Raw genomic sequence first — 23,361 nt, 5'->3', positions numbered from 1 at the left:
CGCAGGGTCAGAACAGCGTCAACGGTGGCTCGAGACACGCCGGGTCGTCGTTGCGCACGTCGTTGACCCGCGGTGACGCCGGCGTGGCCACGAGCGCGTCATCCGGGGCCGTGTGCAGCAGCGCGGTCAGGCCCGCCAGCCACGCGTCGGGCTCGGCGTCATCGGGCTGCGGCGACAGCCAGGCATCGACGTCGTCGTCGTCGAGGATTACCGGCATGCGGTCGTGCACCGCCGCGACCTGGGCGTTCGGCGCGGTGGTGACGATCGCGAAGCGCGGCAGCGCGACCGTGCCCTGGGTGGTGCGCGGGCGCGTGGCCACGGCCGCGAACACGAACGGGCGACCATCGCGGCGGTGGAATCGAATCGGCTGCCGCGCCTGGCGGGGTCCCGTCCACTCGTAGAAGCCGTCGGCGACCACGCCCAGTCGCAGCCGCTGCAGTGGCCCGCGGAACAGCCCTCGTCCCGCGAGGGTCTCGGCCCGCGCGTTGATGTGGATCGGCGGCCGCGGCAAGCCCTCGTCGCGGGGTGCGACCAGCCCCCAGGTCGCCAGCGCGAGGCGGCGGCGGCCATCGTCTCGCACCAACACCGGGTGTCGATCGGTCGGCGCGACGTTGAACCGTGGGCGCCACGCCGCGGCCGCCTCGGGATCGAAGTCGGCGTCGAGCGCCTGCGCGACGTGTTCGTAGTCGGCGGTGGTCAGGGTGAAGCGGCCGCACATGCTGCCCCAAGCGCGGGGCGGCGCCTGCGGCCGCACCCGCGCCAGAGCATAGCATCGCCGCGCGCACGCCCTCGCGGCCGCCTTCGCCCCGCCTGCACTGCGAGCCCCGGCCGCGCAGGCACGCACCGGTTGGCGAGCGCACTTGATCGGAGGCGTGGGCATCGGGAAAGCTCGCCCCGATGATTCCTGCCAGCCTGATCCCGCTGCCGACCAACGACGACGTCCTGCGTCGCGTGCGTCGCATCGAGCTGCCGTGGAATCGACACGGCGTCGATCCCTACGGCATCGACCAGCGCGAGCTGGCGCGGCTGTTCACGCTGCTGTCGTTCTTCTACCACCGCTACTTCGACGTGAAGGTGTACGGCGCGCACAACGTGCCCGCACGGGGACGGGCGATGCTGGTCGGCAACCACTCGGGCGGCTGGGCGCTCGACGCGGTGATGGTGATCGCGTCGAGCTTCTTCGCGCTCGAGCCCCCGCGACTGGCCCAGGGCATGGCCGAGAAGTTCATCCAACACATGCCGTTCTTGGCATGGTTCACCAGCCGCATCGGCCAGCTCACCGGCCTGCCCGAGCACGCCGTGCGACTGCTCGAGGACGAGCGCCTGCTGATGGTGTTCCCCGAGGGGGCCCGCGGCACCGCGAAGCTCTACCGCGAGCGCGACTCGCTGGTCGGCTTCGGCACCGGCTTCGTGCGTCTGGCGCTGCAGACTCGATCGCCCATCGTGCCGTTCGCGTTCGTCGGCGGCGGCGAGGCCATCCCCACCGTGACCAACCTGTACGGCCTCGGCAAGCTGTTCGGCGTGCCCTACGTGCCGGTGACGCCGTGGGGTGTGGCGGTGCCGCTGCCGGTCACGTTGCAGCTGCTGTACGGCGAGCCCATCATGCTCGAGGGCAGCCCGGGCGACACCGACGACGTCATCGCCAAGCACGTCGAGCGCATCAAACAACGCATCGCCGGTCTCATCCGCCAGGGTCGCGAGCTTCGCGATGGCAAGCGACGCGAGCAGGAGCTGGATCTGTCATGAGAGTGCTCGTCACCGGCATCTCCGGCGCACTCGGCCGCGAGGTCACCCGCCGCCTGGTCGACCGCGGTCACAGCGTGGTCGGCATCGACGTACGACCCTGGTACCACCCGCCCGAGGGCGTACAGGTGGTGCAGACGGACATCCGCAAGCGCCCGGCAGAGGACGTGTTCCGCACCATGCGGCCCGAGGCCATGATCCACATGGCCACCGTCACCCACCTCACCCATCGCAGCCGCGATCGCTACCGCATCAACCTCGGCGGCACCCAGGCGGTGTTCGATCACTGCGCGACGTGGGGCGTGCGCCAGGCGGTGTTCGTCGGCCGCCACACCTACTATGGCGTGGGGCCCGACTCGGCGCTCTACCACACCGAGAGCGAGCCGCCGATGGCGGTGCACACCTTCCCGGAGCTTTCGGATCTGGTCGCGTCGGATCTCTACGCCGGCAGCGCGCTGTGGCGCTACCCGGCGATCGACACCTCGGTGCTGCGACTGTGCTACAGGCTCGGGCCGCTGCGGCAGGGCACGTTGGCGGCGTTCCTGCGCGGGCCCCGGGTGCCGACCATCCTCGGCTTCGATCCACTGTTCCACTTCGTCCACGAGTACGACGCCGCCGATGCAATCGTGCTCGCGCTCGAGTCGAAGCTGCGCGGCGTCTTCAACGTCGCGGGCCCGCCACCCGTGCCGCTGTCGGTGATCGTTCGCGAGACCGGTCGGCAGGCGGTGCCGCTGCCGCAGGCGCTGCTGCGCCCGCTGCTGGGTCGCTTCGGGCTGCCCAAGCTCCCGCCCGGTGCGCTCGAGCACGTGAAGTACCCGATCGTGATCGACGGCACCGCGTTCCGGAAGGCGACCGGCTTCGCCCATCACTTCGACGAAGACGCGACCATGGCCGCGTTCTGCCGCGCGCACGGCTAAGGCGCGGCGACGCGAGGGCGGCGCCCGCGGGGTTGCGCTACGCTGCCGGCGGCCCGGTCGCGGTCCTCGAGTATGCGTCGCACGCCATCCGAATCGGGCCCGGACCAGACACCGGGCCCCGAGACGCGTCGCCCGCCCGATGCCCGCGGCGACGACACGCTGCAGTCGGCCATGTCGGTCGTGCCGGGCATCCGCCGGCTGCGTCCGGACGTCGACGAGGTCGAGGACGCGGTGCGGCTGGCGCGGCTGCGTGCGCAGCTGCTCGAGCAGGACGACGCCGCGGTCCGCATGGGCCGGTTCATCCTGCTGACGCCGATCGGGCGCGGCGGCATGGGCACGGTCTACGAAGCGTACGACCCCCAGCTCGAGCGCAAGGTCGCGATCAAGCTGCTGCGCTCGGTCGACGACGACACCCGTGACGCGCTGCTCGAGGAGGGCCGCACGCTCGCGCGGCTGATGCACCCCAACGTCGTCACGGTGTACGAGGTCGGTAGCCACGACGGCCACAGCTTCGTCGTGATGGAGTTGTTGCGCGGACCGAACCTCCGCGCGTGGATGCAGGCCGGCGCGGACGGGCGGCGCGCATGGCCGCAGGTCGTCGACGTGTTCTTGGCCGCCGCCCACGGCCTGGCGGCCGCCCACGCCGCCGGCATCCGCCACGGCGACGTGAAGCCCGACAACATCGTCATCGGCGACGACGGACGGACCCGCGTGGTCGACTTCGGCATCGCGCGCTCGACCGCGGCTGGGTCGGAGACCGAGGCGGCCGCCGGGACCCCGCCGTACATGGCCCCGGAGCAGATCGAAGGTCGCGCCGTCGATGCCCGCGCCGATCAGTACGGCCTGTGTGCGTCGCTCTACGAGGTCCTGCAAGGCCGTCGCGCCGCCGCGTGGCCCCCCCGGTTCGAGGGTCGCGTGCCGCCGTGGTTGCAACGCATCGTCGTGCGGGGCACCGCGCCTGAGCCTGCCGATCGCTTTGCGTCGCTCGACGAGCTCGCGCAGGCGCTCGCGCGGGGCCGTCGCAGCCGCACCCGGCAGGTGTTGCTCACCGGCGCCGTCGCGGCGGGTGCACTCGCGCTCGGGCTGCAGCTGCGCGCGCCCGCCGAGGACCCCTGCGCCGCGATCGAGCTCGACCTGCCGAACGAGGCCGCCCACGCCGAGCCCCGCATGCTCGCCCACCTCGCGCAGCTGCGGGTGCTGGCCACCGATCTGTGCGTCGCCGAGCACGCGGCCCCCGAGGCGCGGCCCGAGCTGTTGTCGGCGCGACGCAGCTGCGTCGACGAAGCGATCGCGGTCACCCGCGAGGCGCTGCTCAGCCACGACGTGCCGCCGCTGGTGTGGCCCTACGCGCTCGACGGGCTCGAGACGATGGCGCGATGCGACGATCCGGCGCTGCTGCGACTGCGGCCCGCGAGCCCCGAGGATCCGCAGCTGCGCGAGCGCGTTGCGGCGATCGACTGGGCCATGCAGGTGGCGTCGGCCCAGGCCGCGGCGGGGTTCGCCGAGACCGCGCTCGACGGCCTCCAGCGCCTGCGGGACGAGCTCGACCCGAGCGCCGTCGCCCATCGCGACGCGGGCCTGCGACTGCTGGAGAGCCGCATCGGCCTGCAGGAGGCGCGACCGATCGCCGCCGACGAGCTGCGCGCGGTGCTGTGGTCGTCGATCGCCGCCGACAACCTCGCCGACGCGGTACAGGTGGCCGCGCTGCTCCACGCGGTGGTGGCCGAGCGCGAAGGTGTCACGGCGGCCGCGACGTGGTTCGAGCTCGCCGAGGCGCTGCTGCACCGCGCCGGCGACCCCGCGCCGCTGTGGGCGGCGTTGTGGCGCGCGCATGCACGGGCGATGTCCGCGACCGACCGCCACGCCGACGCCGAGGCGGCGCTGTCGAAGGCGGCCGAGTACACCGACCCGGCCGACCTCGACGCCGAGCTGGCGCTGCTGCGCGAGGTCGCGTCGTCGAGTGGACTGGCGCGACGCTGGCACGACGCCGAGGAGGCCTACGCGCGCGCCATCGCCTTGCATCGCTTCCGCCACGGCGACGCTCACCCCGGCGTGCTCGAGCTGCAGCTCGAACACGCCCTGGCGCTCGCGGGCTCGGCCCGCTCCGACGACGCCATCGCAGCGCTCGACGGGGTGATCGAGCGGTTGACCGCGACCGCCGGAGCCGACCACGGTCGCACGCTGCGGGCCCGCACTGCCCGTTGCATCGTGATCGGCGGCGCGCAGGGCCCCGCGGTCGAGGAGGCCTGCCTGGCCGTGCTCGCCGACGACTACGCCCGCACCGGTCGCACGCGTCGCGCCGCCGCGCTGCAGCTCGACCGTGCCACGCTGCTGACCACGCTCGGCCAGCACGACGCGGCCGCGACGATCCTGCGCACGATGTTGGCCAACGACGCCGCGCCGTGGCCGAAGCTCCGCATCACGGCGGCGCTGGCCCGGGTCGAGTTCGCCGCGGGTCGTCGCGCATCGGGCCTCGCACTGCTGGGCGAACGGCTCACCAACGCCGACGATCGCAGCGACGTCGCCGATGCGGCACGGCTCACCGAGGTCGACCTCCTGCTGCAGGCGGGTGAGGTCGAGCGCGCCGCGTCTGCGCTCCAGCGCGCGCGCGAGCTCGCGGTCGGCAGCCCGATCGCGTTCGTCGGCTGGCGTGGCATGATCGAGGCCGCGCAGGGGCGACGCGCCGATGCGATCGCCGATCTCGAGACCGGCCTGCTGATGTCACAGGTCGACGTCGACACCCTGGGACCGTTCGCGCAGCGGCTCGCCGAGCTGCGCGCCGAGCTCGACCCCACCGACCCCCGGGTGCGCGAGGCCGCCGAGATCGCGATCGACCTGTTCGAGTACGCGCCCGCGACCGCGGCCCGGGCATCGGCGCTGCGCGGTTGGCTCGCCGCGCTGCCGCAGCCACCCGCTTGACGCGAAATATAACGGTGTTATAACCACCCCGTGCCGGCCCGACGTCCCGCGACCGCCCGCGTCCGCGTGGATCTGCGGCTGGCGATCCTCGACGCCGCCGCCAAGCTGCTCGCGCAGGGCGGCCCCGAGGCGCTGTCGGTGCGGCGCGTGGCCGAGCAGGTCGGCGCGTCGACGATGGTCGTGTACACCCACTTCCACGACAAGCAAGGCCTGGTCGACGCGGTGCTCGAGCACGCGTTCGCGGGCTTCGCCGGCGCGCTCGCAGCGGTCGAGGTCGCGGACCCGTGGCAGCACCTTCGCGCGCTGGGCCACGCCTACCGCAGCTTCGCCAGCGCCCGCCCCGACGCCTATCGGCTGCTGTTCGAGCGCTGCGAACCGAGCGTCGCGGTGCCGGGCTCGGCCGCGCGTGCGTTCGAAGCCCTCACGGTCGCGATCGCCAAGGTGATGGCCGCGCTCGACCGACCAGCCCGCGACATCGAGCCCTTCGCGCTCGACGTATGGGCCGCGACCCACGGCATCGTCCAGCTCGAGCTCGCCGGTGTGATCCCGGCCGAGCGCGCCGACGCGACCTTCGAGCACATGCTCGACTTCATCGTCGCCGGACTCCGCGGCTAGCAGCTCGCGACCGCCCCGTGCCGACGCCACCTTCCACGCCCCAGCAATAACAACGTTATCGGAGAATCCAGCGATGCCGATCCGCCCCAATCCCATCGACCACCTGCGCCTGCGTCCTGCACGACTCGATCGCGAGCAACGATGGTTGCTCGTCCTCGCCGGGCTCTACGCCGGCGCCGGCCTGCTGCACGTGATCGTGTGGTGGCTCGATCCCAGTCCGTGGGCGGGCGACGTGTCGTGGCGAAAGCCCATCGTCTTCGGGCTCTCGGGGGCCATCACGACCGCGTCGCTGGCATGGGCACTGGGCGGCGTGCCGGCCTCGCGCGGGCGCACGGGCGGCGCATGGATCTACGGCGTCGCGATGACACTGGAGATCGGGCTCATCACGATGCAGCGCTGGCGCGGCGTCGCATCGCACTTCAACACCGCAACGCCGTTCGACGCCGCGGTCTTCAACGCCATGGGTGCGCTGATCGTGGTCGCGTCGCTACCGGTGGTGTCGTGGACGCGGGCCGCGTGGCGCAACCCCGCGCTCGACCCGGCGCGGCGCGCCGCGATCGTCGGTGGCCTGGTGCTGCTCGACGTCGGGCTCCTCGTCGGCGTGTCGATCGCCGGCCTGGGCAGCGCGATGCGGGCCCTCGGCGACGCCGGCGGCATCGCGACCGCCCGCGCCCTGGTGCCGGCCCACGCGCTGGGGCTGCACGGCCCGCAGCTCACGGCCGCGCTGGCGTGGTGGTGGGCCGGTCGTGCACCGGCCAGCACCGCGACCGCGTTGTGGCGCGTGGTCGGCTCGACGCTGCTCGTGATCGCGGCGTTGGTGGGCTGGGCATTCGGCTCGTTGGCAGTCACGCTCGCCGCCGTGACGGTGGTTGCCGCGGCGGTCGCTGCAACGGCGCGACGGCTCCCGCGGGTGCGCACCGGCGACGTGGGGCAGGTGCTGCCATGAGCGCGGTCTTCGACGCGATGGCGCTGTTGGTGATGCCGCTGTGGTTCGCGATGATCCTGCTGCCGACCCGGCGCATCACGGCGCGGCTGTTGTCGTCGCCGTGGGTCCTGGCCCCGATCGCAGCGGTCTACGTCGCGCTGGTGCTACCGGAGCTACCGAGCGTGCTGCCGTTGGTGATGCGCCCGCGGCTCGACACGATCGCACGGCTGCTGGGCACCGAGCGCGGGGCCACGATCGCGTGGGCGCACTTCCTGGCGTTCGATGCCTTCGTGGGGCGTTGGGCGTGGGCCGACGCGCGTGCGCGCGGCATGTCGCCGTGGCTGGGCTCGCCGATCCTCTTCTTCGTGCTCATGCTCGGGCCGCTGGGGTTGACGCTGCACCTGCTGCTGCGACCCCGCGCCCGCGCCGGCGAGGCCGCGGCGCTCTAAGAGGACCACGGCATCCGTCACGGCGCGAAGAACGTGATCTCGCCCAGGCACGGCAGATCGGGCGCGGACTCCCGCGCGGCAGCCACCACGGTCACGCCCTGTCGCGTGCGCATGGCCTGGAACATCTGCTCCACCACCGCGGCGTCGATCTTGGCACCGTGGCAGCGCTTCGCGCCGTAGGCGAAGCGCGCGCGGCTGTCGGCGAGCGCGAACGGCTGCACCAGCATCACCCCACCCTTGCCGTCGAGATCGGGCGTGATCGACTCGATGCGCGAGGCCGGTCCGGGGGCGTCGAGGCCGTCGGCGGGTGCGGTGCCGAGCGCGATCAACCATCCAACGAGGTGCAAGGACATCGCAGTCATCTCCGACGATCCCGAACGCCGGCGCACGGCCACCACTTACGGCGCCCCCGCCGAACCATGACGCGTCAGGGCTTTCTTCGGCGCCGGGGACGGGCCAAGATGGTGCAGGACGCCCATGGGTCGACATCGCCACGCCGCCCTCGCGGGCCTGCTCTCGCTGGCCGCATGCTCGCGGTCATCGCCGCCCAACGCGGCGGCGCGGACCGAGGTCGAGGCGGGGTCGCCGGGCGCTGTCACCATCGGGCGCACGCGGGCACCGCTGCGACCACGCGCGCCCGGGGCCGCGACCGCGGCCAGCTCGACGAGCAAGGACCCCCCGCTCGACGCCGCCGCGCCGGTGCTCCCGCCGGCGGCGTTGACCGAGACCTACTTCAAGCACTACGGCATCAACCCGACCATCGACACCGAGGAGGAGTCGATCTCGAGCTTCGCCCTCGACGTCGACACCGCCTCGTACACGCTCGCGCGCGCCTATCTCGACCGCGGTGAGATGCCAGAGGAGTCCGCGATCCGCGTGGAGGAGTTCCTCAACGCCATCGACTACCGCTATCCCCTGCCCGAGCGCGAGGATTTCGCGCTCTACACCGATCTGGTGCCGTCTGGGCATCGCAACGGCTACTACGTGCTGCACGTGGGCCTGCGCGCCCGCGAGGTCGCCGGCAAGGACCGGGCCCCCGCCAACCTGGTGTTCGTGGTCGACGTCTCGTCGTCGATGGCGCTCGATGCCCGCCTGCGACTCGTGCAGGACGCGTTGGCATCGCTCACCTCGCGCCTGGGTCCGCGCGATCGCCTGGCGCTGGTCTCGTACGGGAGCACCGCCGAGATCGTCCTCGAGCCGACGGCGGGGGATCGCACCGACGTCATCCTCGCGGCGATCGACAAGCTCGCACCGGCCGGCTCGACCGACGTCGACGCCGGCCTGCGCCTGGGCTACGAGCTCGCGACCAAGGGCATGATCGACGGCGGCATCAACCGCGTGCTGCTGTTCTCGGACGGCGTGGTCACCTCGGGGCCGAAGGCCGCCGAAGAGCTGCTCGATCACGTGGCCGAGGCCGCGCAGCGCGGCGTGAACATCTCCACGCTCGGCGTCGGCGTCGACAACTACGACGACGTGCTGCTCGAGCAGCTCGCCGACCGTGGCAACGGCAACTACGAGTACCTCGATCGCCTCGGCGAGGCCGAGCGGGTGCTGGTGCGCAACCTGACCGGCACCCTGCAGGTCATCGCCCGCGACGCGAAGCTGCAGCTCGAGTTCGATGCCGCCTCGGTCGCCCGCTATCGCCTGTTGGGTTACGAGAACCGCGGACTCTCGTCCGACGCATTCGCGAGCGAGAACACCGACGCCGGCGAAATCGGCCCCGGTCACGCCGTGACCGCGCTCTACGAGCTGCAGTTCCGCGGCGAGCCCACTGCGCCGTTCGGGCGCCTGCGGCTGCGCTACCGCCAGCCGCACACCGGCCTGGCGCGGGAAGTGATCCAACCGCTCGCGATGCGACCCGACCCGTCCTCACCCGGTAGCGACGCGACCCGCTGCGCGCTCGTGGTGGCCGCACTGGCCGAGAAGCTGCGCGGCTCCTACTGGGTGCGCGACCTGCCCTGGCGGCAGATCCAGGAGTGGTACCTGGCGCTCGACGAGGCCTGGCGCGGGCGCACCGAGATCGCCGAGCTCGGTCACCTGATCGACACCGCGGCGCGCATCGACCGACGCCTCCCCGTCCCCGATCGCGACGTCGCCGGCTCGCAGCTGGACTTCGACCGCATGCCGGTGCTGCAGTAGCGATGCGACGGCTGCTGCCGACGCTGCTGGTGCTCTCGACCGGCCTGCTGACCCTACTGTGGGGCCTGGCCTCGCTGCAGGGCATCTTCGTCGCGGAGCGCGACCAGGCCACCGCACGCGTCGATGCCGAGCGCGGCGCGCTGCAGGAGTACGCGCGGCGGACCCTGGAGCAGCTGCTCGAGGGTGAGCTCCACCCGGCCGAAGACGAGATCAGCCGCGCGCTCGACGATCCACTCGCGGCAACCGCCGACCTGCTGCTGGTGGTCGACGGCCGCCAGCGCTTCCCACGGCCGGTCAGCTTTGCCTTGGGCGACGCGACCCCCGCGCGCTCGCTCTACCTCGCGCTGCGCGGTGGCTACGAGATCGCGGTGCCGGACAAGACGTCGCCGTGGGCCGAGCGCCTGCAGCTGCACCGCGAGCTGCACGAGGCCATGCGCGGCGGCGGACACGGTCCGATCGAGCGCGCGTTTCGCAACCTGCTGCGGCACCGCACCCGCTACGTCATCGACAGCACGCTCGACCTGCCATCGATGATCGCCGCACTCGACGAGTTGGTCGACCGCGCGGCGCCCAACCTCACGCTGCTCGGTGCACTGTTGCGTAGCGGTCTGCGCGACGGCGGCATCGTCGTGGTCGAGGGTCTGCAGCCGGCGCTGCTACGGCGACGAGACCGCTTCACCGAGGCCGACTTCCGCTTCCTCGCCGAGCGCGTCGCGGCGCTGTCGGAACGCGCCGGCACCGAGGTCACGGATTTCCGTGATCGCATGGCCGAGCCGCTCAGCACCCCGCTGCGCATGCCGGTCGCACTCGACGGTCCCTCGCTGGTGTTGGGCGGGCGCTGGTACGCGCGCACCGACGCCTACGGCGCGGTGGTCGGCACCGCGGTCGATGTCGACGCGCTCATGGCCGTGATCGACGAGCAGATGCGGGGCCGTGCGCTCATCGAGCCCGACGACCGCCTCGACATGCCGGTGCTCACCGATCCGATCGTGCCCATCGCCAGCCTGCCGATCCAGGTCACGTCGCCGCGCTTCGCCGCGGGCATCGCCCAGGCCGGCGACAACTACCGCATCAAGAGCGTGTTCCTGGTGGGTAGCTTCGGCCTCGCGCTGGTCGCGGTCGTGCTCGCGACCGTGCTGGCCTCGCGCAAGCAGCGGTTCGTCGAGCTCAAGAACGACTTCGTGGCGACGGTCTCCCACGAGCTCCGCACGCCGCTGGCGTCGCTGCGGCTCATGGCCGAGACCATCGAGCGCCGCACCGCCGGCCTACCGGCGGCGCGCGACTACCCGACGCGGATGATCCGCGAGATCGACGACCTCAACTTCCTGGTCGAGAACATCCTGTCGTTCAACCGCCTCGACAAGGGTCGGTGGCGCCCTCGTCCAGAGCTGGTCGATCTCGCCGCGCTGGTCGAGGACGTCGGTCGCGAGCTGCAGCAGTGGTCCAGCAAGCGTGTCACCGTCACGGTGCACCAGCTCGAGCGCGCGTGGCTACGGGCGGATCCCGAGCTGCTGCGCCTGTTGCTGCGCAACCTCGGCAAGAACGCGTGCAGCTACTGTGCACACGACGACGTCGAGCTGAAGGTCGACGCCGTCATCGCTCGCCGTGGCCTGCGTCGCGTCTTCCGCGTGACGGTGCGGGACAACGGCGTCGGCATCCCCCGACGCGATCACCGACGCATCTTCGACGACTTCTACCGTGGCCACGGCATGCAGCGCTCCCGCGGCAGTGGCCTGGGTCTCGCCATCTGCCGCAAGACCATGATCGCCCACGGCGGCACCATCCGCATCGTCGAGAGCAGCAGCGCGGGCACGACCTTTGCGTTGGAGTTCCCGCGCTCGCTGCTACGGGAGGACTGACCCGCGCGGCGCGGCTTCTGCTACGCTTGCGCCCATCGTCCCCACGCGAGGCACCGGATGACGCCCACCGGCGAACACAACGCGGCCGTGCAGGTCCTGGTCGTCGAGGACGACGAGAACCTGCGACTCGCCCTGGCCGACAACCTCACCGAGGAGGGCTACGGCGTGCACGCGGTCGCCGGGGCCGCGGCTGCGCTGCAGGCCGCCGCGGTGCGCAGCTTCGCGGTGGTCGTGCTCGACATCATGCTGCCCGACGGCGACGGCTACTCGATCTGCAAGCAGCTACGTCAGGCCGGCTGCCAGGCCGGCATCCTGATGCTGACCGCACGCACGCTGGAGGACGACATCGTGCGCGGCTTCGACTCCGGCGCGGACGACTACCTCGCGAAGCCCTACCGCTTCCGCGAGCTTCTCGCGCGGGTCGGCGCGTTGGCTCGGCGCGGCAGCTCGGCAGCCGCACCCGCCCCGACCGCACGACCTGACCGCATCGCCGACATCAGCATCGATCGCAAGGCCCGCGTCGTGACCCGCGGCGGCAAGGAGATCGAGCTCACCCGCACCGAGTTCGACCTGCTGGTATGTCTGGTCGATCACGTCGGCGAGGCGCTCGCGCGCGAGACCATCCTCGATCGCGTGTGGGGCACCGGCATCGTCGTCGAGCAGCGCACGGTCGACAACTTCATCTCCAGCCTCAAGCGCAAGCTCGGCTGGCGCGAGGGGTGCGGCTTCAACATCCGCGCGGTTCGAGGGATCGGCTACCGCTTCGACGTCGAGCGCCGCTCGTGACGTGCCGCGGCCTCACCCGTCGCCGCCGTGCAGACGCGCGAACGCCCGCAGCAGATCGACGGTGCTGACGACACCCGAGAGCCGCTCGCCGTGCACCACCAGCAGGCGATGCACACCGAGCTGCAGCATGCGATTCGCGGCCTCCACCACCGTGGCGTCCGCGGGCACCGAGATCACCGCCGCGGTCATCAGATCGCGCACGCAGCCTGGCCGTGACCACGCGTGGTCGCCGAGTTCGTCGGTCCAGCCGTCGGTGACGCGGTAGAACACGGGGTAGCCGGGATCCTCCGACGGCGTGCGATCGGGATCGGCGAGATCGGAGAGGCTGATGACCCCGACGACGCGATGTTGCGCGTCGATCACCGGCGCGCCGCTGACGCGGCGCTCGGTCAGCAGGCGCGCCGCAGTCTCGAGGCTCGTGTCAGGGGCGACCGCGAAGACCTCACGGGTCATCACTTCCATCACCAGGGGCATCGCATCGGCGGGCATGACCACCCAAGTGTGGCCTGATGCCCCGCGCGATGCGACCGTCGTGTCGTCGGCGGCCGCGACGGCGCTTCAGCAAAGCCTGCGCGCATCGCTTCGCCGGCGGTTGACCCGCGGCTTACCACGAAGGCGGGTCGGTTTTCGAAGCCACGACGATTGGAGCGCGACGTGCTGCCGTCGAAGGCCAGCGAAAGGAAGGACAAGACAATGTTCTTCGCCCGCCTGCCCCTCATCGTCACCACTGCGCTGCTCTCGCTCGTTGCCGCGGATGGTCGCGCCGCATCGCTCGCGAGCGCCGACACCACCAACGTGGTCGCCCCCGCCGACGCCGCCCGGCCCGGCAAGGCCAAGGCCCAGGGCCGCGTCGGTGGACTCTGCGAGGCGCTGGCCTGCACCGACGCTCAGGCCGCCGAGATCGCTGCGCTGCGTACGTCGCTGCACGAGCGCAACGCGGCGGGCAAGGCGGACCGCGAGGCCGCACAGCGCGAGCTCGCGAGCATGGTCCGCAGCGGCAAGCTCGACGCCGCAAAGGTCGAGGCGCTGTTGGCGAAGCGTCACGAGGCGCAGCGTGATCGCGACGCTGCGATGGCCAAGGGCCTCGTCGAGCTGAACGCGATGCTCGACCCCACGCAGCGCACCAAGCTCGCCGCGATGATCGAGAGCCGCGGCATGCGGGCCGTCTTCGGTGGCCACGGCAGCGGCGGCAAGGGTAAGCACGGCAAGCGCGACGCCGCCACGCGCGGCAAGGGCCCCACTGGCAAGGCCAAGGCCGTCAGCACCGGCGCTGGCAAGGCCAGCAAGGGCACCAAGGGCAAGCAGAAGCGTGCGCGTCGCTTCGCGCAGTAGCCCGCGAGCGCAGCGCCCTCACCCCACCCACGTGGGGTGGGGGCGGCGCGCTTCGACTACGGCGCGATGACCCACTCGATGCCCTGGGCCTGCAGATCGGCGGCCGAGCGATCCGCTGCGCTGGCGCCCCCGATCGGCGCGGTCGCGTACGCGAGCACCCGGACGTTGTAGCCGAGCTTGCGCAGCCCCGTGGCGGCCGCATCGACGCAGTAGCCACCGGTGCAGTACCCGATCACGTCGAATCGCACGGCCTCCACGCCCCCCAGCGCCTGCACGAGCGCCGCGACGACGGGCGCCGCGGCCGGGTTCGCGAACAGCGAGTAGACCTCCTTCTCGAAGTACACACCGACGCCATCGAGCGCCTCGGCGGCCAGCGCATCGGCGTCGAGCGTGCGGTTGCCGGCGCCCTTGCTGCGCTCGCCCACGAGGTTGTGCACACCACCGTCGACCCCCTGCATCGGCACGAAGCGGGTCCGCTTGGGCACGTCGTGGAAGACCCGCAGCCACCCCGGTGAGCCCTTGATGCAGTGCGGCGGGAATGGGCCACCGTTGGGCTGGAACTCCCAGGCGTCCCACGCGTGGGAGTCGACCGAGCCGAGGATCGGCTGCCCCTCGCGCTGCGCGTGCTGCAAGACCCGCGCGATCGCCATGCGCACCATGGCATCCGCGGCGACGAACAGCGCCCCGTCGGGCAGCATGAAGTCACGTTGGCTGTCGACGTCGACGATGATGCTCTTCATGGCGGGACCTTTCGTCGGTGGATCGGCGCGTCACAGTGCGGGCATGTTGGCGCGCACCCGGGCGACCAGCGCCTGGGTCGCGGGCGACAGCCGCACCACGCGGTCGCCGGGGGGCACCTGCAGCGCACGCCGCAGGTCGAGCACGTTGCACAGTCGCAGCCGCTCGAGCGCATCGGGCTCGTCGGCGAGGCTCAGATAGTTCTCCGGCGGGGTCTCGCCGGCCTGGCCGATGATGCCGACCGGGCCTTCGCCCCGCAGCCGTCGCCACGCGACCGGCCGGCCGGGTACGCTCTGCTTGCCCGCGCCGGTCTCGTTGCCGAACTTCATGCGCGGCTCGTTGCCGGTCTGGCTGAGCTTGAACACCGCGCTCACGCGGTCACGGGTGAAGGGGTTGCTCATCGGCGCGGCGACGATCGAGCCGCCGTAGCCATAGACCTGCGCGCGCTCGGACCAGCCCGTGAACTCGCGCAGCCGCTCGAAGTGCACCGTCGCCTCCAGGTCGAGCCCGTCCTCGAGCACGTGGGTCGGCTCGAGCCCCTCCTCCCGCAGCAGCTCGCAGGCGTGCAGGTACTGGATGAACTTGTTGCCGGAGTCGTAGCGGATCGCGCACGCGTGCGCACGCTCGCGCATGACCGCGACGGCGGCCTTGATGCCGGAGCCCATGGTGTCGAAGGTATCGAGCAGGTAGCTCGGGGCCGAGCTCCGCATGTCCCGCATGGCCTGGAACGCCGGCAGATCGGCACCCCAGCGCTGCACGTGCTCGTGGCCCATCGTGCCGACCGGAATCATGCCGAGCTCGTGCGCGAGGGCGACGTTGCTGGTTCGCGTGACACCCTCGGCGAGGCAAGCCTGCAGTGCGAGCCGGTGCTGCTCGGGACACACCGCCGAGCGCATGCCGACCTCGAACACCCGATCGGCGTCGCCCACCGCGCCGACCAACGCGCGCACGGTCTCGCGCACGCGCGCAGCGTAGGCGTCCTGCTCGTGCACGACCTCGACGTCGCTGCGCCCCGCGGCCGCGAGCGCCGCACGGATGAGGGCGGCGTGCTGATTGCAGGTCGCGGTCACCCACGCTGGATCGATGGGACCATCGACGCTGCGCAGCGCGGTCGCGAGCTGGATGGGATGGTTGAGCCACAGCAGCATCGGCTCGAGCCACGACACCAGGAAGCTCGGGCCCGTGATGGTCAGGATCGGCTCGCGCTCGCACACCCACGCGCCCTTGGGCACCGCCTCGATCTCGACCGCCGCGGGGTTGAGCAGCGCGGTCGACATCGCATCGGTGAAGCCGTAGCCATGATTGCGGGCGAAGCTGTGATCGGCGTCGGTCCCCACGAGGTCCGCCAGCAGGCTGCGCACCTCGGCGACGAGATCGATCGGGATGTACTGCAGGCCGCCGCGACGAAACGAGAAGTAGAACGTCTCGCGCCGCAGCGGAAAGCCCGCCTGTGCCATCGAGAACTTGTAGGCATCCGTGAGCAGGGGCGTGGACAATGTGGCGGGCTTTCGCGGGGGGACGACCTCAGGCGCGGTGGCTCGCCCCACGCCGACCTTTCGGGTGTGCCACAAATCCGCGTCGGCCGCCGCCCGAGGGCGGCCCACGCGGCCGGGACCGCGTGCGGACGCGTCGTCGAATTCGCGCTGCCAGGGCCCATTGGGGGCCGTATCGCGCCCATGAGCGAGCACACGGCCGAACCCGCGCAACCCCGCGAACCCATGTACGTCCTGGGAGCACTACGGTGTGCCCGAGGAGACCCCGATGCGCCCGACGAACCCATTGCTCCGCGATGCCCTGCGGCTCACCGCGATCTCCACGGTGATCTCCGCGTGTGCGGGCGCGCCCATGAGCCGCTTCGTCGGCGACGGTGACGACATCGGCGGTGCAGAGAGCTCCGACGACGGTGGCACCGCGTCGGTGACCGTGAGCGCGGGCGAGGCCGAGACCGGCACCGGCGAGACCGGTGGATCCGACGACGCACCCGCGACCTCGCTGACCGGCGACGCCACGGCGGCGGATTCGGGCACCACCGCGCCGGCGACATCCGACGCGAGCACCGGCGACCCGACCGACGCCAGCAGCGAAGGCAGCGGCAGCTCGGGCGGCGTGACCACCGAGGCCGGCTCGAGCTCGAGCGACGGGGGCATGGACTCCGGCGTCGGACAGGACGTGGATCTCTCGGGCTGGGTCGTGGTGCAGACCGCGTCGGATCGCGAGTTCGTGATCCCCGATGGCACCGTCGTGTCCTCGGGTGGCACCCTGGTGATCGGTCGCAACGCCTCCCCCGGCGCGTTCCAGAACTTCTGGGCGGTGAACTGGGGCAGCGACGTGACGTACCTCGACGGCATCGACCAGTTCCCCAGCATCAACGGCGCCGAGACCTACGCGCTGCGCATGCCCGACACCACCTTGGTCGATGGCCCGACGCCGGCACTCGACCTGTCGACCGGGAGCGCCCGCAACGACGCCGACGGCAACGGTGCGGCCGCGTGGGACGTGACGTTGTTCCCCAACGACGACGCGACCCCGGGCTCGAGCACCGCCAGCGGCGGGACCCCGGGCGTGCCCTTCATCTCCGAGGTCGCCGACCCCACCGGCGCCGGCAACTTCGTGTACGAGTTCGTCGAGATCCACGTGCCGTGAGCGCGGCGCGTTCGGGCTGCTAGGCCATCCGCAGCGCCCACAACAGCACCGCAGCGGCGGCGCCGACGTTGAGCGAGTCGACCTCGGCGGCCATCGCGATGCGCACGGCGGCGTCGCAGGCGGTGGTGACCGCCGTCGATACGCCGTCGCCCTCGTTGCCGAGCACGAGGCCGAGTCGATCGGGTGCCGCAATCGTGCCCAGCGGGGGCGCGTCGCCGTCGCCGCGGGTGGACCACCACCGCAACCCCGGCAGCACGACGCGGCATCGTTGCATTGCGGCCGCGAGATCGTCCACCCGCGAGCACGACAGCGACAGCCCATGGCCCATCGAGGCCCGTAGGCAGCGACGCGACCACGCGTCCGCGCAGCCCGGCCCCAGCAGCACCGCACCGATGTCGAACGCCCGCGCGCAGCGCAGCACGGCGCCGAGGTTGGCGGCATCGGCGATGCGATCGAGTGCGAGCAGACGCAGCCGCGGGCGCTCGTGCAGCGCTGCGATCGCGGCGTTCGGGGGCGTCGCGGCCGGCCGCTCGGCGACCGCCAACACACCGCGATGGAACTCGAAGCCGGCGAGCTCGCCGATCGCACGCTCGTCCATGGTCAGCACCTGCGTGCGCGCGTCGAAGGGCGGAGGCGCTCGGCAACGCTGGCCGCGGCGACCACGAGACTGGGCACGACGCCGGCCGCACGCGCACGCGCGAGCACCAGCTCGCCCTCGAGCACGAGCACGTCGGCGCTGCTGGCCGCGCCGCGACCGAGCCCACGCAACAGCGCCAGCCGCGGGTCGTCGGGCAGCACGGTCGTGGCCACGTCAGCCCTGCCGCGCCTCGAAGTCGGCGACCGAGCGCGCGATCTCCTCGCAGACCCCGTCGCGCGCGGCCTTGGCCGCGACCTTGATGGCGTTGCCGATCGCTCGCGCGCTGCTGCGGCCGTGGGCCTTCAGGATCGGGCGCGCGAACCCCAGCAGCGGTGCGCCGCCGTACTCGCTGTAGTCGGTAACCTGCTTGAGGCGACGCAGACCTCCCGAGAGCAGCAGCAGCCCGAGCTTCCACAGCAGGCTCTGCTTGAACGCCCAGCGCCCGAGGTTGCGGAACAGCTCACCGGTGCCCTCGGCCATCTTCAGGGTCACGTTGCCCAGCAGCCCTTCACACACCACGACGTCGACCTTGCCCAGCGGGATGTCGTTGCCCTCGATGTTGCCGACGAAGCCGAGCCGCTACTCCCCCGAGAGCAGGCGGTGCGCCTCGACCAACGTCTCGCCGCCCTTGGTCGCCTCGCTGCCCATGTTCAGCAGCCCGATGCTGGGCCGCTCGACCTTGCTGATGCGACTGGCGTACGCGTGGCCCATGTACGCAAAGAACAGCAGGTCCTTCGGACGGCAGTGCACGGTCGCGCCGACGTCGAGCATCAGCGCGAAGCGGTCGCGGTTGGCACCACGCTCGGGCGTGGGGTAGACCGCAGCCAGCGCGGCGCGATCGATGCCCTCGATGCGCGGCACCCAGGTTGCGGCCGCCAACACCAGCGCGCCGGTCGAGCCGGCCGACACCAACGCGTCCGCGCGGCCGTCCCGCAGTCCTCGCATCGCCACGCACAGCGACGCGTCGGGCTTGGCCTCGAGCGCCTCGCGGGGCTTCTCGTCCATGCCGATGACCCCGCTGGCGGGCAGGACCTCGACGCGTTCGGCGGCGTGCTCGTGGCGCGCGAGACCGGCCGCAATCGCGTCGGGGTCGCCGCACAGCACCACGTGGATCTCGGTGGTGCGACTGATCTCGGCCGCGGCCGCGATCGTCTCGGCGGGCGCGTGGTCGCCCCCCATCGCATCGAGCAACACTCGGATCGGCGCGGCCACGGGTCGCGAGCGTAGCACGGCAGCCGTGGCCCTCCGCGGCGCTCGCCCGCCCTCGCGGCCGCGGCACGCAGGCGCCGGGCGGCCGGTGCCGTCGGTCACTCCTTGCTGCGGCTGGGTGCGAGGCGCTGCAGCTGCGCCAGCAACCACTCGCGATCGAAGATCATCTCGAACCACCGCCGCAGCTCGACCGCGCGGCTGGCCGACAGCCGCAGCCACTCATAGAGCGGCCAGCGGCGCGACTCGATCTCGGGCTCGCGGCGGACCAACGGGAACTCGCCGACCACCGTGGCCCCCTCGCTGACGAAGCGCGCCTCGGGCGACAAGCCCTCGAGGAGATCCTTCATCGAGTTGTTGACGGCCAGGAACTCGGTGCGGAAGCGCGTGATGCCGCGCTCGCGTCCGGCCTCGACGAGGCGCTCCATCAAGCGACGCCCCAGGCCGCGCCCCTGCATGTCGTCGACCACCGCGATCGCGGGCTCGGCGACCTCGGGGTCGTCGGGCAGCCGCACGAAGCGGGCAACCGCCACGCCTTCGCCCTCGGTGCCGTCGTCTTCGAGGCGCGCGATGCCGATGGCGTAGTGGTTCCAGCCGTCGACCTCGGTCAGGTAGCGCAGCTCGGCGTCGGTGAAGCGCGTCTTGGCGGTGAAGAAGCGCAGGTACTGCGACTGCGTCGACAGCCGCGCGAGTCCGGTCGCGATGGCCTGCTTGTCGTCGGGTCGCAGCGGCCGCATGCGCAGGCGCTCCCCGGTCGAGAGCGTGAGGTCCTCCACCCACGCCGCGGGTTCTGGCGTACTCGAGGTGTCGTCGGCGCTCACCGCATCCGTCAGCTTACCATCGGCGACGCGCCGCCGGGCCGTCGACGCGCGCGCGCAGCCCATGCCGCCCCCGTCCCTCGGACTGCTAGACTGTGGCGGCCGCTGCGACGCCCATGCCCGTACGACTGACGCCCGCGCAGGCCAACGCGATCGCCGAGGACTACCGTCGTCGCCTGAGTTCGTGCGTGCCGTGGACACCCGCGATCAAGTGGGCGCACCAGCTCGACATCATCGGCGACACCTACGAGGTTCTCGAGCTGTTCGCCGGCGTCGTCGCGTCGGACGCACCGGTGGATCAGCTGGACCGCGGCATGTACGTCGACTCGCCGGGCGGGCGCTTCCGCTACTGCGTGCGCTTGCATCGAGCCGGCCATCCGCTGCTCACGTGGTGGGGCGCCGAGGTCGGCACCGTCGTGTTCGACAGCGACGTCATCATCCCGGCGCTGTACCAGGCCAAGGAGGACCCCGCGCCCGGCGAGGGCAAGTGGAACGAGGCGCCGTGGATGTCGCTGACGCCCGGCGAGATCCTCACGTTGCGGCCGGGCACCCGGCAGGCCCGCGGCAAGGTGGTGATCGCGGGCCTCGGCCTCGGTCATCAGCTCATCGAGGTGTCGAAGCGGCTGCAGGTGAAGAAGATCGTGGTCGTCGAAATCGATCGCGAGCTCGCCGAATGGATCTTGCCGGCGATTCGCCCGCACGTGCGCAAGCCGCTCGAGGTCATCATCGGCGACGCGTTCGAGGAGATTCCCAAGCTCACCGCCGACATCGCACTGGTCGACACCTTCCCCGGCTATGGCGACGGCTTCCGCGTGGTCGAGCAGCTGGCGAAGCGCAGCCCCGGCATCAAGCGCTTCTGGGGCTGGGGCACCTCCGAGATGACCGGCCTGGGTCAGCGCGAGCGCTGATCGAAGCAGACGTCAGCCGCCGCGCACGAGGCCGCGCACGGTCTCGTAGTGGCGTGCCTCGACCTCGCCCATCCGCACGCAGCGGATCCGCTGCTGGTCGTCGACGAACAGGTGGATCGGCAGCGCGCTGTTCTCGTCGAGCCCGATCGAGGTCAGCCACTGCGGCAGCGTCGCGGCGTCACGGATCCGCAGGCCCTCCGGGGTGCCGGGATGATCCTTCGCGAACCTGGCGACCAGCTCCGCCTCGCCGTCGACCGACAGGAAGGTCAGCTCGAGTGGCAGATGATCGGCCGCGATCGAGCTCCGCAGGCCCGCCAGCATCGGCAGCTCCTCGACGCACGGCCGACACCAGGTCGCCCACACGTTGATCCACCGCCAACCGGCGGTCGCCTTGGGCGCCTCCGCGGCGAGCGTGGGCCAGGCAAACTTCGGCGCCGCGTCGGCGCTGGGATGCACATCGCAGAAGCCGTCGAGATCGACCTTGGGCGCCTTCGCGACGACCGCGTCGACGCGCCCGCCCGACTTCGCTGGCGGCGGCGCGTCGCCGTCGCACGAAAGCACCGCCGCGAGGCTCGTCAGCGCGATCAGAGTCGGCAGTCGATCCATGCCACGAACGCGCTGCGGTTGAGGTCCTTGGGCTTGCATGACTCGGCCTTGCCGCTGCGGGTCCACCGGCAGAAATCCTGTTCGAGCTGGGCGTACTCCTCGCCCAGCCATAGCAACCCGACCTCCTTGTCGAGGTCGGGGTCGTTGAAGGTCGTGCGCAGGTGGGCGAGCACCGCGTCGGCGCGGGCCTGCGAGAGCTGGCGGTTGTGCTCGGCGGCACCCTCCGGCGAGCTGCGGGCGACCACGAAGAAGTAGCTCGCACCGCCCTGTGCCGCGAAGATGCGATCGAGCAGCGCGATGTCCTGGCCGTCGAGCTCCGACGAGTCCTTGTCGAACTGGATGATGCCCGCGCGGTCCTCGAGCGGCAGGAACAGCGCGTTGAAGTCGGCGCCCGCCATGGTCGCGACGCTCTTGGCCTGCACCGGCTGGCAGCCGCGCACCTCGCCCTCGCCGAGCAGGCCACAACTCTTGAGGACGCGCCGGAGGATCTTGCGCAGGTCGCCGTTGCAGTAGGCGCGGTCGGCCGCCTCGGCGACCGCGACCTCGCCCGACGCAGCGTCGTCGCCGACGTTCTCACCGGCTTCGATGCGCTCGAGCCGTCGCCCTGCGCCGCCCACCCAGCTGCTCGCCAACAGCGTCGGGAGCCCGGCGCACGCGGCCCCGATCAGCACGCGCGTGATCATCGGATTCATGGCTGTCCTCCTTGGCGCGCGAGCATGCGCGACAGGCTGTACTCGAGCCCGAGGTCGGTGTCCTCGGGGCACAGCTTGGTGCCGCCGACGTAGAGCTGCGGTGTCGACACCGGGATGTGATGATCGACCGCCCAGCGCAGCGACTTGTTGAGCCGTTGCTGCACCTCCGCGCTGCCGAGACAGCTCGACAGCTCACCGAAGCGCTCGAGCACCATTCGCTTGGGCGCCGCGGGATCGGTCTTGCCGGCGGCGCGAATCTGGTCCTGCTGCGCGAAGGCCCACTCGATGACCTGCGCGGGCGCGACGGCGTTGGAGGTCTGCGCGCAGAGGATCGCCTCGCTCACGGTGCACGCACCCGGGTGGACCGCGCCCTCGACCATCCAGTTGCACTCCTGCTCGAGCGGGAAGAGCACCGCCATGCGGTGCATCTTGCGATCGAGCTTGGCATCGACCACGCTGCGATCGAAGGCGCGGCACGCCGGGCAGAGCGGATCGAACACCTCGATCGCCACCGGTGCACCGGCATTGGCGTCGAGTGGCACCATCACGCCGCCGGGATCGGCGCTGTCGGCCAGCTTGCCGCAGGTGCCGACGTAGCGGGAGTAGTCGGGCATCAGCGCCACGTAGGCGAGCACCGGCACCGCCACGAAGGCGGCCAGCTGCAGCAGGCCCATCAGCCACACCTTGCCGGCCCCGCCATCGCTGGCGTCGTCGGGCTCCTCGTCGACCGCGCGCCGCAAGCTCGCGAAGCACAGCCCCGCCGCCAGCAGCGACACCAACGACGCGCCGTAGATGCCGATGCAGACCTTGCACGCCGCCTCGAGCTGCACCAACGCGATCGTGCCCATCACACCGGAGGCGACCACCGGGATCGCGGCGGCCGCGAACAGGAATCCCGCGGCGGCCCGTCGCTCGCGCCCACGACGGCCGAACAGATCGACGCCGCGGAACAGCAGGAACGCGAACACCGCCATGGCCGGCAACGTGATCGGGATGCCGCCCCAGACCATGCTGCGCAGCACCGAAGAGTACGGGCTCATCAGCGTGACCTGGCAGCCCTGGGTCTCGCCCGCTGCGGCGTCACCGTGCTGGCCGGGGATGAACGAGCAGTGCAGCTCGTGCATCTGTCGATCGAGGTGCTGCGCGAAGTCGTAGGTGGAGACCGACGCGAACGCCAAGCCCATCGCGGCCGCGAGCAGCAGGATGACTACATGGATTCGTCCGGGCATGTCGCTTCCGGCCGCCATGATATGCGAGGCGGGGAGAGAGTTGGGTGACCCGCGTGCGGTCGTCGACCCCGGGCGAGCCCTCGCACACCGCCAAAGAGGTGCGCACTGCAGGCGCCGCACCCCGATCGGGCGCACCCGGGCGGTCGCGGAGGGCCGCGCCACCGTCGCGGCCGCGAGCTGCGCTACCGCGAGATCCCCGG

At 71.7% G+C, this 23,361-nt stretch carries 23 protein-coding genes and 1 pseudogene; 12 read left to right on the top strand and 12 right to left on the bottom strand.

What is annotated here, in order from left to right; translation table 11 throughout:
* Positions 1–7 precede the first annotated feature (7 nt).
* Entirely contained in the window at positions 8–754 is a 747-nt protein-coding gene (locus tag IPH07_00575; GenBank protein MBK6915869.1) for an SOS response-associated peptidase, read from the bottom strand.
* A 143-nt stretch (positions 755–897) separates the two neighbouring features.
* Here IPH07_00575 and IPH07_00570 point away from each other — a divergent pair, with 143 nt between their 5' ends.
* From IPH07_00570 to IPH07_00545, 6 genes are all read left to right on the top strand, one after another.
* Positions 898–1,746, top strand: a complete 849-nt coding sequence (locus IPH07_00570; GenBank protein MBK6915868.1) for an acyltransferase family protein — start codon at positions 898–900, stop codon at positions 1,744–1,746.
* The gene (locus IPH07_00565) at positions 1,743–2,660 is read left to right on the top strand and encodes an NAD-dependent epimerase/dehydratase family protein (protein ID MBK6915867.1); all 918 of its coding nucleotides are present in this window, start codon (positions 1,743–1,745) and stop codon (positions 2,658–2,660) included. Before IPH07_00570 ends, IPH07_00565 begins: the two co-directional genes overlap by 4 nt.
* 171 nt (positions 2,661–2,831) lie before the next feature.
* Positions 2,832–5,579: a protein kinase gene (locus IPH07_00560; protein MBK6915866.1), complete on the top strand. Its 2,748-nt coding sequence runs from the start codon at positions 2,832–2,834 to the stop codon at positions 5,577–5,579.
* A 30-nt stretch (positions 5,580–5,609) separates the two neighbouring features.
* Complete coding sequence (locus tag IPH07_00555; protein MBK6915865.1) at positions 5,610–6,194, top strand: TetR/AcrR family transcriptional regulator; 585 nt, start codon at positions 5,610–5,612, stop codon at positions 6,192–6,194.
* A gap of 73 nt (positions 6,195–6,267) precedes the next feature.
* Positions 6,268–7,140 carry a hypothetical protein gene (locus IPH07_00550; protein ID MBK6915864.1) on the top strand — a complete coding sequence of 291 codons (873 nt, stop codon included), beginning with the start codon at positions 6,268–6,270 and terminating at the stop codon, positions 7,138–7,140.
* Positions 7,137–7,568 carry a DUF4281 domain-containing protein gene (locus tag IPH07_00545; protein ID MBK6915863.1) on the top strand — a complete coding sequence of 144 codons (432 nt, stop codon included), beginning with the start codon at positions 7,137–7,139 and terminating at the stop codon, positions 7,566–7,568. Before IPH07_00550 ends, IPH07_00545 begins: the two co-directional genes overlap by 4 nt.
* 17 nt (positions 7,569–7,585) lie before the next feature.
* Here the strand turns inward: IPH07_00545 and IPH07_00540 are convergent, their stop codons facing one another.
* Positions 7,586–7,921, bottom strand: a complete 336-nt coding sequence (locus IPH07_00540; GenBank protein MBK6915862.1) for a hypothetical protein — start codon at positions 7,919–7,921, stop codon at positions 7,586–7,588.
* 124 nt (positions 7,922–8,045) lie between these two features.
* On the opposite strand from IPH07_00540, the gene IPH07_00535 reads away from it, so the two are divergent.
* The 3 genes from IPH07_00535 to IPH07_00525 are packed head-to-tail and all read left to right on the top strand — an operon-like array spanning position 8,046 to position 12,352.
* Positions 8,046–9,707 carry a von Willebrand factor type A domain-containing protein gene (locus IPH07_00535; GenBank protein MBK6915861.1) on the top strand — a complete coding sequence of 554 codons (1,662 nt, stop codon included), beginning with the start codon at positions 8,046–8,048 and terminating at the stop codon, positions 9,705–9,707.
* A gap of 2 nt (positions 9,708–9,709) precedes the next feature.
* The gene (locus IPH07_00530; GenBank protein ID MBK6915860.1) at positions 9,710–11,566 is read left to right on the top strand and encodes a HAMP domain-containing histidine kinase; all 1,857 of its coding nucleotides are present in this window, start codon (positions 9,710–9,712) and stop codon (positions 11,564–11,566) included.
* A 57-nt stretch (positions 11,567–11,623) separates the two neighbouring features.
* Positions 11,624–12,352, top strand: coding sequence for a response regulator transcription factor (locus IPH07_00525; GenBank protein ID MBK6915859.1), 729 nt, complete (start codon positions 11,624–11,626; stop codon positions 12,350–12,352).
* Between the two features lie 12 nt (positions 12,353–12,364).
* Here the strand turns inward: IPH07_00525 and IPH07_00520 are convergent, their stop codons facing one another.
* Complete coding sequence (locus IPH07_00520) at positions 12,365–12,841, bottom strand: CBS domain-containing protein (GenBank protein MBK6915858.1); 477 nt, start codon at positions 12,839–12,841, stop codon at positions 12,365–12,367.
* 165 nt (positions 12,842–13,006) lie between these two features.
* Between IPH07_00520 and IPH07_00515 the strand changes: the two genes are divergently transcribed.
* Positions 13,007–13,684, top strand: a complete 678-nt coding sequence (locus IPH07_00515; protein MBK6915857.1) for a Spy/CpxP family protein refolding chaperone — start codon at positions 13,007–13,009, stop codon at positions 13,682–13,684.
* Positions 13,685–13,740: 56 nt separating this feature from the next.
* On the opposite strand, the gene IPH07_00510 is transcribed toward IPH07_00515, so the two are convergent.
* Together IPH07_00510 and IPH07_00505 are read right to left on the bottom strand one after the other, a co-directional pair.
* On the bottom strand, positions 13,741–14,424 hold the full coding sequence (locus IPH07_00510) for an isochorismatase family protein (GenBank protein MBK6915856.1): 684 nt from the start codon (positions 14,422–14,424) through the stop codon (positions 13,741–13,743).
* 30 nt (positions 14,425–14,454) lie between these two features.
* The gene (locus IPH07_00505) at positions 14,455–15,918 is read right to left on the bottom strand and encodes a nicotinate phosphoribosyltransferase (protein ID MBK6915855.1); all 1,464 of its coding nucleotides are present in this window, start codon (positions 15,916–15,918) and stop codon (positions 14,455–14,457) included.
* Between the two features lie 265 nt (positions 15,919–16,183).
* Here IPH07_00505 and IPH07_00500 point away from each other — a divergent pair, with 265 nt between their 5' ends.
* The gene (locus IPH07_00500) at positions 16,184–17,065 is read left to right on the top strand and encodes a hypothetical protein (GenBank protein MBK6915854.1); all 882 of its coding nucleotides are present in this window, start codon (positions 16,184–16,186) and stop codon (positions 17,063–17,065) included.
* 19 nt (positions 17,066–17,084) lie between these two features.
* On the opposite strand, the gene IPH07_00495 is transcribed toward IPH07_00500, so the two are convergent.
* The 4 genes and pseudogenes from IPH07_00495 to IPH07_00480 form a co-directional block, all read right to left on the bottom strand.
* Positions 17,085–17,663, bottom strand: coding sequence for an RNA methyltransferase (locus IPH07_00495; protein MBK6915853.1), 579 nt, complete (start codon positions 17,661–17,663; stop codon positions 17,085–17,087).
* A gap of 2 nt (positions 17,664–17,665) precedes the next feature.
* On the bottom strand, positions 17,666–17,875 hold the full coding sequence (locus tag IPH07_00490; protein ID MBK6915852.1) for a hypothetical protein: 210 nt from the start codon (positions 17,873–17,875) through the stop codon (positions 17,666–17,668).
* A gap of 1 nt (position 17,876) precedes the next feature.
* A pseudogene (plsX, locus tag IPH07_00485) lies at positions 17,877–18,881 on the bottom strand (phosphate acyltransferase PlsX).
* A 128-nt stretch (positions 18,882–19,009) separates the two neighbouring features.
* The gene (locus IPH07_00480; protein ID MBK6915851.1) at positions 19,010–19,729 is read right to left on the bottom strand and encodes a GNAT family N-acetyltransferase; all 720 of its coding nucleotides are present in this window, start codon (positions 19,727–19,729) and stop codon (positions 19,010–19,012) included.
* Between the two features lie 113 nt (positions 19,730–19,842).
* Here IPH07_00480 and IPH07_00475 point away from each other — a divergent pair, with 113 nt between their 5' ends.
* Positions 19,843–20,634 carry a hypothetical protein gene (locus IPH07_00475; GenBank protein MBK6915850.1) on the top strand — a complete coding sequence of 264 codons (792 nt, stop codon included), beginning with the start codon at positions 19,843–19,845 and terminating at the stop codon, positions 20,632–20,634.
* A 12-nt stretch (positions 20,635–20,646) separates the two neighbouring features.
* Here the strand turns inward: IPH07_00475 and IPH07_00470 are convergent, their stop codons facing one another.
* From IPH07_00470 to IPH07_00460, 3 genes are read right to left on the bottom strand one after another with little or no spacing between them, the layout of a single operon-like run.
* A complete protein-coding gene (locus tag IPH07_00470; protein ID MBK6915849.1) occupies positions 20,647–21,240 on the bottom strand; it encodes a hypothetical protein in 594 nt (197 codons plus the stop codon).
* Entirely contained in the window at positions 21,219–21,932 is a 714-nt protein-coding gene (locus IPH07_00465; GenBank protein MBK6915848.1) for a hypothetical protein, read from the bottom strand. The genes IPH07_00470 and IPH07_00465 overlap by 22 nt, the downstream gene beginning before the upstream one ends.
* Entirely contained in the window at positions 21,929–23,161 is a 1,233-nt protein-coding gene (locus IPH07_00460; GenBank protein ID MBK6915847.1) for a thioredoxin domain-containing protein, read from the bottom strand. The genes IPH07_00465 and IPH07_00460 overlap by 4 nt, the downstream gene beginning before the upstream one ends.
* Positions 23,162–23,361 lie beyond the last annotated feature (200 nt).

It is taken from the genome of Deltaproteobacteria bacterium, assembly GCA_016709225.1.
Taxonomy (GTDB): Bacteria; Myxococcota_A; Polyangia; order Nannocystales; family Nannocystaceae; genus Xiheibacterium; species Xiheibacterium phototrophicum.
This window is presented reverse-complemented; position numbering and strand designations above follow the sequence as displayed.